At 41.1% G+C, this 7120-nt stretch carries 6 protein-coding genes; 3 read left to right on the top strand and 3 right to left on the bottom strand.

The window, feature by feature from the left end:
- Positions 1-77 precede the first annotated feature (77 nt).
- Positions 78-431 carry a VOC family protein gene (locus HC733_RS18480; RefSeq protein WP_203219220.1) on the top strand — a complete coding sequence of 118 codons (354 nt, stop codon included), beginning with the start codon at positions 78-80 and terminating at the stop codon, positions 429-431.
- Between the two features lie 61 nt (positions 432-492).
- Here HC733_RS18480 and HC733_RS18475 read toward each other — a convergent pair whose 3' ends face one another.
- Positions 493-2646, bottom strand: coding sequence for an ATP-binding protein (locus HC733_RS18475; RefSeq protein ID WP_190366481.1), 2154 nt, complete (start codon positions 2644-2646; stop codon positions 493-495).
- Positions 2647-2914: 268 nt separating this feature from the next.
- Here HC733_RS18475 and HC733_RS23460 point away from each other — a divergent pair, with 268 nt between their 5' ends.
- Together HC733_RS23460 and HC733_RS23455 are read left to right on the top strand one after the other, a co-directional pair.
- A complete protein-coding gene (locus HC733_RS23460) occupies positions 2915-3538 on the top strand; it encodes a dicarboxylate/amino acid:cation symporter (RefSeq protein ID WP_274602043.1) in 624 nt (207 codons plus the stop codon).
- 29 nt (positions 3539-3567) lie between these two features.
- Positions 3568-4227, top strand: coding sequence for a dicarboxylate/amino acid:cation symporter (locus HC733_RS23455; protein WP_342366035.1), 660 nt, complete (start codon positions 3568-3570; stop codon positions 4225-4227).
- 12 nt (positions 4228-4239) lie between these two features.
- Here HC733_RS23455 and HC733_RS18465 read toward each other — a convergent pair whose 3' ends face one another.
- Positions 4240-4965: an NAD(P)-dependent oxidoreductase gene (locus tag HC733_RS18465; protein WP_190366480.1), complete on the bottom strand. Its 726-nt coding sequence runs from the start codon at positions 4963-4965 to the stop codon at positions 4240-4242.
- A 9-nt stretch (positions 4966-4974) separates the two neighbouring features.
- A complete protein-coding gene (locus tag HC733_RS18460) occupies positions 4975-7014 on the bottom strand; it encodes a winged helix-turn-helix domain-containing protein (RefSeq protein WP_190366479.1) in 2040 nt (679 codons plus the stop codon).
- Between the last annotated feature and the right edge of the window lie 106 nt (positions 7015-7120).

The raw sequence follows: 7120 nt of genomic DNA, 5'->3' as shown, positions 1-7120 counted from the left end.
GCAAGACTATATGGCGGGGCTCCGGCATTTTAAGAAAACCATCACTGACTTGAATTGGCAAAATTTGGATGTTAGTGATGTGTTTGAATTTAAATGATTATTTATGGGGATCCCTCAGCACACTAGGATATCCTGCTGGCGAAATAGATGAGTATGGTCGCTGTTTATACGTAAACGCTCAGGGTATTTTGGGGCTCACTCAGCCAATCAATGGTGAACCGGCATCACATGGCAACGGTATGACAATTGGCTTTAGAGTTGACAGCCCAGAGTTGGTAGATGCATGGCACGCCGCAGGTGTTGCCAATGGTGGAACGAGTTGCGAAGAACCACCTGGTCTTAGAGAGCGATTGGGAAGAAAGCTATATCTGGCTTATCTACGTGACCCCGCGGGCAATAAAATTTGCGCAACGCACTTGATAGCAAACTGACCGAAATAATAATTGGGGCATCAATATAAACAAGCAACGATATTGCTCGCCCTTTTATTTATCAACTAAGGTTCAGTAGTACCTTAAAAGTTACGCCACCCAGTTCACTTTGCTCTGCCACTATTTCACCGCCGTGAGCTAAAACTATCTGTTTGCATATCGCAAGCCCCAACCCTGAGCCACCTAAATCTCGACTTCTTGAAGAATCGGCTCTATAAAAGCGCTCAAATATTTTGCTTAGTTGTGCACCGCTAAGCCCGGGCTCTGAGTCACTAACGGTCAGTTGCGCTTTATTTACACCATTACAATCAATTATTTGTAAAGAAACATGCGTTTCGCCGTTTTCATAGGTATACGCCAAACTATTGTTCAATAAGTTGATGATAATTTGTTTAAAACGCTCAGGGTCCACTTCACATATCAACCCCTCAGGCAAAGGGTCAATAACCAAGGCCTGTGGTTTTAGCTGATACTGAGGTTTAAAATCATTGACGATATCTTGTAGCAATTCGCTTAAATCAGCAGGTTGTTTTTGTAGCTGAATAACATTGTTGTCATATTGCGCAGAGCGATATATATCGCCGATTAAATTATCCAATTGAGCTATCTTACTGTGTACTCTGCCATACGCTTTTTCAGTATCGGGCTCAATGTTATGTTCAAGCAGCTCTATGGATAATTTTAACGCCGCCAAAGGCGTTCTTAGTTCGTGAGATACATCAGACAATAACTGATTCTTTTCTTTGAGGTTTGTCGCAAGCATTTGCGCGCTCAAGTTAGCCATTTTTTGCTTTGCGATTTGTCTAAAATAAAACATCAGCACAACCCCCAAAAACAGCAACATAAATAGCACCACAACTTTTCTTTGTAGTTCTAAGTTATCTACTTGCGCTTGCTGAAGCGCTTTTTCTTTTTGTAACAAACTTAAAGCTTGCTCTTGACGAATTACTTCAACATTTTGCGCAACACGCTCAGATTGGCGCTTCTCGATATATGAATAGAGTTCTTTTTGAACTTCTACAAAGCGCTTAAGAGCCAAGTAGGCCTCTGTAATGTCTCCTGACTCTTCATAAAGCTGCGCATTTATTTTGTGAAGTTCTTGTTGATATTGAAGCCCAGTGTTGGGCATAGATAGCAGCAGCTCGATTTGAGTTCGGGCCTCGGCGGTGTTTTTCTGAGCCATGGCGATATCCAGTAAGGCCATACGAACTGTGTGCTCGGTACGTTTAGCCTTTGCATTAATCGCAAGTTCTAGCGCATCATTGGCTATCTCATGCGCTTTATATAGCTCCCCTTTTGCCACATATACTCTTGCTAGATTACTCATTTGCCACGCAGCGTCACTGGGCGCTTGCATTTTGTTTGTGATGTAAATGCCATGTTCTATGTGCTCTTGAGCGCGCTTGATGTCCCCCATCGCTAAATAGACTTGACCCAGCTTACCGTGGCTATTGGCAATGTGGTAAGGGTTGCCAAGAGATTCGTCTACTTTTAGCGCCTGCTTAAAATGCTTTAATGCTTGCGGCAATCGGCCCATATCTCGGTAAATTTCACCGATGTTGTATAGCGAGTCTGACAGTCCTTGTTGATTGTCACTCTGACGGCGAATATTAAGTGATAACTCGTGGTGCTTCAGAGCCAATTCAACGTTGCCACTATAATCGTAAATGACGCCTATTTGATTATGAGAGCGGGCAAGTTTTGGTAAATCGCCCTCACTTAACTCAAGGGCAAGTTTGGCGTATTTCAACGCATTGCCGTAGTCTGCCAAAGCGCGATAACTGGTACTTAACAATGAATAAAGATCCGCTTTCAAAGTCTGTTGTAATTGTGCATCTTGTTGCTCCAGTAAAGCTAGACCTTCTTTTGATTTAGCTTGTACTTGTTCAGTATTATTGTGTCGCTCAGCGAGCATTGCCTGTAGTAACGTGGCTCTTGCTTTGTATACAGCAAACACATTGGCATCATGAATTTGGTATAGGTGCCCCGCTATTTTCTCTGCTTCTTCGAACAGTCCTAAATTGATCTGCGCATGAGCAATCTTCTCATTGAGGGTAAACCAAGCTTCTCTGTTTTGGTTAGGTGAGTAATTTTCTTTTTTAAGTAGCTCTTGAGCTTGCTTCAATGCAAGTTCGGGGTTGGAGTCTAGTTGCTGATTTAAAGACTTCTCAACGTCTGTCCAATTATTATCTTGCGCAAATACAGTGCTACACACAACAACTGCAAAAAATAAACATGAGCACAATGTGCTGGACAATTTAAACACTTCAACAACCAAAATTTAATTCGAACAATGCTAAGTTTATCGTAATTTGATTTTTTATAAACCATTTGTGCAGTTACACGATATTACAGCTAAAGATTTGCAAGAAAATAATAGCTCGTCTCTATTGAGTTAGATCAATTGCTCCGTGCCTAAGTTATTGGGCAACAACTATCAGTTAAACTACACTGCTATCAAAACAACTCACACAACGATAGCAATGCGTAATTTGCCTTTATTTTTGCAGCCTTTACTAGAGATCACGGGTCAATTTGACCGCTACATAACTGGCCGTTTATGGTTGAAAGTATTGATAGCGCTTTTTCTCGGTGTACTACTTGGTATTGCACTTGGCCCTGATTTACGATGGGTAAGTGCCGAGTCAGTTAAATTAATCACCGCTTGGCTTGCGTTGCCCGGACAACTATTTTTAGCCATCATTCAAATGATAGTTGTTCCATTAGTACTAGCATCTGTAGTACGTGGTCTTGCCGCCAATAATAATCCGACAGCACTGAAAAAGAATGGTCTAATTGCGATTATCTTTATATTTCTCTCAACTGCGATTGCTGCAGCTTTGGGCATTGTATTAGCGCTTTATATTGAGCCAGGAAATTACATTAACGCCAGTAACTTAATAAACTCTGAAGTCGCCCCCCTAACAAGTAAAGCCGCGGCTGGATTTCCGTCCCTGTCGGAGTTGCCCAGAAAAGTTTCGGCGCTTATTCCTACAAACCCACTAGCATCAATGGCATCGGGTGAAATGTTACAAGTGATCTTATTTGCGGCAGTGTTAGGTGCCGCTTTGCTATCAATACCTGCGCAACTTTATTTGAACTGCTAGGCGCATTACAGGAAGTAAGTTTAAGAATAGTGTCTTGGGCCATGTTGTTAGCACCATTTGCTGTATTTGGACTAATAACCAAATTAGTGGCTAATCTAGGCATCGAAGTACTCGCTGGTATGGCCATTTACGTTGCAACAGTTATTTTAGGTGTGGTTCTTATTGCGCTACTTTACTTTGCGGTTGTTAAGGTCACTTACAAAGGAGAGTTTGTCTCTTTTTTAACGCAAATTAGAGAGCTGTTATTGCTAGCATTTTCTACAAGTAGCTCAGCCGCAGTAATGCCAATTACATTAGATGTGGTTGAAAATAAACTTGCAATAAAACCTGAGATCGCGCGCTTTTTAGTTCCACTCGGAGCAACTATCAATATGACAGGTACCGCCATGTACCAAGGCATAGCCACAGTATTTTTAGCACAAGTATTTAATGTTGACTTAAGTTTAAGCAGTTACTTATTCATTGTTACCATGTCGGTTGCCGCATCGCTTGGCTCTCCCGCAACCCCCGGGGCTGGTATCATTATTTTAAGTATGGTGTTAGAAGGTGTGGGTATCCCCGCTTCGGGCATCGCTTTGATTTTAGGCGTAGACCGCGTGCTAGATATGTGTCGCACATCTGTTAATGTCCTTGGGGATGTTGTGTCTTGTATCACCGTGCAATATGTTAATGACCGTCAATCAACCTAAATACTACGCAAGCTAATGATTGTAGATAACTGGCATTCGGCCTTTCCACTGAGCCCATAATTCAGTATTGCTAGTAAGCCCTGTCATAAAATGCGCAACATTAATGCGGCTCGTTTTTGCTGCATCAAATATGACATTTCTTGTTGGAGAAACCAATAACGCGTAACTAGACGTTTGCTGTTCATCAATTAATGAATCTGGTCTAACACATACCCATTCAATTAGCGGGTGGTCCTTTGCAATATTCACTCTTAAATGATCTACTGCTAACTCATTATCAATTTGTGGGGGCAGTAGCATCCTAAGTACACTAATGATAACTCGCTGAGATAGTGGCGACTCTTCATTTATATCTCTGTTGCATACGCCGGTGCTGCTCATTAGGATAAGTTTGGTTTTGTAATCTTTATTTAGTATATCGATTGCATTGGTGACTTTTTTTAATGCATTAACGACCAGTTTTCTTGGTGCGCCATATATTCCTGCAAAGCTCAAATTATGGCCTAAACAGCAGATAACTGAATCGCATTGCTTAATCAAGCTCGCAAGTTCAGACACATCCAGTTCTTCTATGTTTGCTGTTACTTCCGTGTAACACTCATTTTGACCATAAATAGCCTGCAACGAACTGGACGCGCGCACAATTGCAGTCACTTTTACATCACGTTCAAGTAGTTGAGATATCACTAACTTACCAGTCGCGCCGCTGCCGCCCAAAACAAGTGTGTGCTTAGCCATATGATCTCCTTACTTACTGGCGATTGTTCTATATACTTCGCTGCGATAATGCGTTTTACCCGCATAGATAACTTGACCATCTTTTACGTCAAAACCCAAATATGCATTGAGCGACTGCTTGGCAAGTGGCTGCAAAGTGTCACCTATTTTATAGGTGCTCAATGTCTCACCATAAAGGCTCACAACATAAAGAATATTATCTTCTATCAAAAGCTTAGAAAACTCGGGCACTCCTCCTATAAACAAAAGTTGCGTGCCTTGAACATTAGCAAAGATTTGCTCTGGAGATGCTCTGTATAAATTGCTTTCTTTATCAACATAGTAATGCCTATCGGGATGTTTTGGATCGGCAAAAATATGGGAAAATTCACTATGTAACTGCGCAACTTTCTGCATGTCAGTGTTCATAATCCAAACTTGTTTTTGATCCTGTTGTTTAATCGTGATGGCAAAAAGCGTTGTGGAGAGCCAATTCTGATCGTATATATAGCCGTCTATAAAAGTATCTTTAATTTGTGACTCTTGTTGTGTTGGCACTAGCCATAGTCGGTGTATATCTCGCAAAAGTAAAAATGCATCATCATCAGACAGCGCCATAGACTTAATTCTAGAATTGTGCGCAAGCTCAGTGACCAGCCTTGCTGCTTCATTAGGCGCTTGATAATACACCTGTGTGTGGCCGGATCTATCTGATAAAAAATAATGTCCTGTTTTGCTATGGGCAAATAACGGTTCACGGTCAATAACACTGCTATTATCTAATGCGTAATTTGTCGATAGCCACTTTATATCTATGTTTTTATCGCTACTGATAAATACATAATCCACACCATTTGGATGACGCACGGTATTACAACATAGTCGTTCATTGACGTTAGCAATTAAAGTGCTGCTATGACTGTCTAATGGCTGATACATCAAGCGACTATTTGGTGCAGACGTAAGATACAGGATACCCTCGCCATTTTGCGCCCAAATCGCGTGTGCAACAATGGTATCAAATTCTTTTAGTTGCTCTATCTTGCCTGTAGAAGTGTGATAGACAAACACGCCAGCTTTACCTGAGAGCGAATGTGCAGTGATCAGTAACAGCTCATTTTGCGGGTGTATATCAATAGATGACTTACGCCACTGACTACCTAATTCAACATTAACAACTTGCAGCGTCTCTCCCGAGCGAGCTTTATACAACTGACTATCATGCTCATATCTTTTTGGATGGGCCAGAACATAAAGTGTTTGTGTACTCTTTTCAAATAGCGAGCTATGTATAGTGAGCTCTCCACACAATGCAAACTGCTTTTTGTCATTTGATAGGCTGATATTATCTGTGTTAAAGGAGGTAGTAAACCAACCACACTCTTTATCATAGCCCTTATACAGAAGCTCACCTTCTTGATAGTTAATTAAAGCATCTATGTTATGGTCACCCATATTTATTTGTGACGGTACAGCCGTTTTGCCGTCACTTAACCAAAGCGTTTTACCCCTTTGAGTCGAGTTTATAAACAACATGTTTGCTGAGCTATCGATAAACACTGGCGAACTTTTTGAGCCATGGAAACGACTTAACGTTTGCGTATCACCATACTTACGTGCAGTAGAAAAAACGTTTATTGTTAAATATACAGCCACAACAGTGAGTACAAATAATGCACTTATTAACCATAGCGAAGAGGGCTTACGCTCAGAAAGACTAGGTTGACGTGCAAAACTTGTTGATTTGGGCTCGCACTCTACCGAGGTAACTTGGCATACGAAACGATAGCCAAGCTTTGGAACCGTTTGAATGTATGTTGGCTCTTTAGCATCGTCTCCTAAGGCCTTTCGCAAGTTTGCAACCAGCTTATTAATCGCGTTATCTGTAACAATGATGCCGTTCCAAATTTCACTTTGTAATTCATCACGGTTAATTATTCTTTGAGGATTCTCTAAAAAGTACTGCAACAAAGCGACTTGACGAGGGTCAAGGTTCACTTCAATAAGTTCTTTTGACAGACGAGATAAAGCAGGGTCGAATTGAAATTCACCGAACTGTAATACTGACATTTGCATTTTTCTTTTTTCTTGTGCGCGATAGCATAGTAAGTGGTTTATCGATTAATGCAAAGGCTAATATGTATTAAAATGTGAATAGGCGCTGTACACAACTAGA

Origin of the sequence: Pseudoalteromonas sp. S16_S37 (assembly GCF_014694405.1) — a bacterium.
GTDB lineage: Bacteria > Pseudomonadota > Gammaproteobacteria > Enterobacterales > Alteromonadaceae > Pseudoalteromonas.
This window is presented reverse-complemented; position numbering and strand designations above follow the sequence as displayed.